This is a genomic window from Paenarthrobacter sp. CM16, from assembly GCF_013179505.1.
Lineage (GTDB): Bacteria > Actinomycetota > Actinomycetes > Actinomycetales > Micrococcaceae > Arthrobacter.
This window is the reverse complement of record NZ_JABMCX010000385.1, coordinates 1-3631: the sequence shown is the minus strand read 5'-3', so window position 1 is coordinate 3631 and position 3631 is coordinate 1. Positions and strand designations below refer to the sequence as shown.

The following is a 3631-nucleotide window of genomic DNA, read 5'->3' as shown; positions in this document are numbered from 1 at the left end:
AAGCCAAGCAGCCTCCCGTTCGTGGGGGATCGCTTCCATGCCCGCACAGTTCGCGTCAAAGCCCCGGGTAAGGTCAACGTCTCCCTGAGCGTGGGCCCGCTGCGCCCGGACGGCTACCATTCGGTGGCCAGCGTCTACCTCGCAGTGTCCCTTTACGAGGAAGTAGCGGCAACAAGCACTGAGGCTGAAGGAATTACCGTCAGCATCAGCCCGGAGAGCACGCTGGACCTGGACGGCGTGGACATTCCTTTGGACGAGCGCAATCTCGCCTACAAAGCTGCGGCCATCATGGCTGAAGTGTCCGAGAAACCAACCGGGGTGCACTTGGAAATCACCAAACGGGTTCCCGTTGCCGGTGGCATGGGCGGTGGCTCCGCGGACGCAGCAGCTACCTTGCTGGCCTGCGACGCCCTGTGGAACAGCGGCCTTTCCCGCGAGGAACTCGCGCATCTGGCGGCTGAACTGGGTGCGGACGTGCCGTTTTCCCTCCTGGGAGGCACCGCCGTCGGGCTCGGTGTGGGCGACAAACTCTCACCGGCCCTGGCCAAGGCCCAGATGGACTGGGTGCTGGTTTTTGCCGACTACGGACTCTCAACCCCGGACGTGTTCCGCACCTTGGATGGGCTCCGGGACTCGGAGGGCGTTGAGATTCCTGAACCTGTTGCCGTGGACCCCACCATTTTGCAAGCGCTCCGAAACGGTGATCCCGAGACACTTAGCCGTGTCCTCATCAACGATCTCCAGCGGGCGTCCATCGCCTTGGCGCCGCAACTTCGCGACACCATCGGACTGGGTGAAGCGCGCGGTGCCCTGGCTGGGATGGTCTCCGGCTCCGGCCCCACCATCGCACTGCTGGCCCGCGACTCTGTTTCAGCCAGCGTCCTCGCCGATGAATTAACCCACCGTGGCCACAACGCGTTGGCGGTTCACGGCCCGGTGCACGGCGCCCGGATCATCTCCGATACCCTCCTTTAGTACCTCCGCTAGTACCTCCGCATTCCAGCAGTAGAAAGTAGTACCCATTGGCCCACCTGCTTGGCGGCGAAAACCTCACCGTTTCGTTCGCGACCCGCACTGTCCTCGACGGCGTCACCCTCGGCTTGGAGGATGGCGACCGCATTGGCATGGTGGGCCGCAACGGTGACGGTAAATCGACACTGATGCGCCTGCTTGCCTTGCGCTCGACGCCCGACTCCGGTCGCGTCACCAAGCGCGGGGACGTCAACGTGGGCTACCTCGACCAGGGCGACGTCCTCGACGGCGACCTCACCGTTGGCGCGGCGATCGTCGGGGACCGCGCGGACCACGAATGGGCCGCCAACGCGAAGATCCGCGAAGTCATGGGCGGACTGGTGGGAGACGTCGACTGGCACGCCAACGTCCATGCGCTGTCCGGTGGTCAGAAACGCCGTGTAGCGCTGGCCAAACTTCTCATTGAAGACCACGACGTCATCATGCTGGACGAACCCACCAACCACCTCGACGTCGAGGGCGTAGCGTGGCTGGCCCGTCACCTGAAGACCCGCTGGCGCGCCAACCAGGGTGCATTTCTGGTGGTCACCCACGACCGCTGGTTCCTGGACGAAGTCTGCAACTACACCTGGGAAGTCCACGACGCCATGGTGGACATGTTCGACGGCGGGTACGCGGCCTACGTTTTGGCCCGCGCCGAGCGTGACCGCATGGCCTCCGTCGTCGAAGGTAAACGCCAGCAGCTCGTCAAAAAGGAACTTGCCTGGCTGCGGCGTGGTGCTCCCGCCCGGACAGCGAAGCCCAAGTTCCGTATTGAGGCTGCCAACGACCTCATTGCCGACGTACCCGATCCCCGCGACTCCGTGGCCCTGAGCAAAATGGCTACTGCCCGGCTCGGCAAGGACGTTCTGGACCTCGAGAACGTGACCCTGGACTTTTTGGGGGGCGAGAGCGGACAGAAGCTCTTTGACAACATCACACTGCGGCTCGCACCCGGTGAACGCCTCGGCCTGGTGGGGGTCAATGGCGCCGGAAAATCAACGCTCCTGAAACTGCTCAACGGCGAGATCCAGCCGACCACAGGCAAGGTCAAGCGCGGCAAGACCGTGGTCACTGCTGTGCTCACCCAGGACGTCAAGGAGCTCGACGACGTTTCCGACCTGCGCGTTATTGAGGTCATCGAACGCGAAAAGCGCTCCTTCAGCGTGGGCGGCAAGGAATTCACCGCCGGCCAGCTGGTGGAACAACTCGGGTTCACCAAGGAAAAGCAGTGGACTCCGGTTTCGGACCTCTCAGGTGGTGAGCGGCGCCGGCTCCAACTCCTGCGTTTGCTGGTAGGGGAGCCCAACGTCCTGATGCTCGACGAACCCACCAACGACCTCGACACCGACACTTTGGCCGCCGTCGAAGACGTCCTGGACGGTTGGCCCGGGACCCTTGTGGTGGTCAGCCACGACCGTTACTTGCTCGAACGCGTCACCGACAACCAGATGGCGTTGCTCGGTGACGGCAAACTCCGTGGCCTGCCCGGGGGAGTGGACCAGTACCTCGAACTACGCGAAGCCGCACTTGCCTCAGGCGCTGTTGGCGGCGGCTCAGGAGCTCCCACGGCAGCAAGCGGGGGTTCTGCCGGCACTGCTGCTTCCGGCGCCAGCGAAGCCGAAAAGCGCGAAGCCCGCAAGGACCTCAACAGGATCGACCGCCAACTCGGCAAGATTGCACAGCAGGAAGAGAAGCTTCACACCCAGATGGCCGCGAAGTCCCAATCCGGTGACTTCGATGCCCTGGGGGAGCTCAACGCCAAGCTGCAGGAGTTGCTCGAGGAAAAAGAGGGGCTCGAATTGGAGTGGCTGGAGGCTGCCGAGATCCTCGGCGAGTAGTTCCGGTTCCGGGCCGGGGCCGGCGCCTTTCGTCGTTGTCGCCTGGCCGTCCCGCAGCGGCACGGCACGGCGGCGCGCATCCTCCGCGTGCTGGCTCGTTGCTCGCCTTGACGCACGCTTCCGGATGCCCCCCGCCCCGCCGCAGTGTTCCCAACGCTCTTTCATGTCCCTCGGGTGTGGGGCTGACGCTCTTTCATGTCCCTCGGGTGTGGGGCTGACGCTCTTTCATGTCCCTCGGAGTTGAGGTGGTTTCTCTTGCGTCCCTTCGTAGCCAATGAGCCAGTGGAGGCCGTGGCGGTCCACTACTTGACCATCTGATGCACCCCACGGCTTCGGCGCCAGTGGGTCCAAGATTCGGCCACCGTCCGCGAGTTTGTCGAACCAATCGTGAAGAACTTCAGGATCGGCAGCCCCAACAGCGAGAGCATGGCACCTTGGATTTTGACTGTCGGTTCACCCCCGGCAGTGTCAGATCCCAACAAAGAGACCGCACCACTTAGTACCCCATGGGCGATGGCATCTGAAGGGCCGTCCGTTCGGTTGAACTCCTCAAAGCTGTGCAAAGAAAGCTCTCCGCCGAAGATCTGCGCATAGAAACCAAGTGCCTCGCGGGCTGTCCCGGGAAAAGTGATGTAGAGGTGGGGTGCCGTCATGAGCACATCCTACAAACTGGCCATCGCGGGAGGTGATAGGGGGTTGGGCTTGTGGGGGTGGGAGGTGATGGGGGGTTGGGCTTGTGGGGGTGGGAGGTGATAGGGGGTTGGACTGGAAGGGGGTGG

Annotated in this window: 2 protein-coding genes and 1 pseudogene; 2 read left to right on the top strand and 1 reads right to left on the bottom strand. The window is 63.4% G+C overall.

Annotation, left to right across the window (positions count from 1 at the left end; genetic code table 11):
• The first annotated feature begins 21 nt into the window (after positions 1–21).
• Positions 22–975 (top strand): 4-(cytidine 5'-diphospho)-2-C-methyl-D-erythritol kinase, encoded by a 954-nt coding sequence (locus HP499_RS22140; protein WP_172326250.1) that lies wholly within the window; start codon positions 22–24, stop codon positions 973–975.
• Between the two features lie 47 nt (positions 976–1022).
• Entirely contained in the window at positions 1023–2852 is a 1830-nt protein-coding gene (locus tag HP499_RS22135) for an ABC-F family ATP-binding cassette domain-containing protein (protein ID WP_172326249.1), read from the top strand.
• Positions 2853–3077: 225 nt separating this feature from the next.
• On the opposite strand, the pseudogene HP499_RS22130 reads toward HP499_RS22135, so the two are convergent.
• Positions 3078–3505, bottom strand: a pseudogene (locus HP499_RS22130) (VOC family protein).
• Positions 3506–3631: the final 126 nt, after the last annotated feature.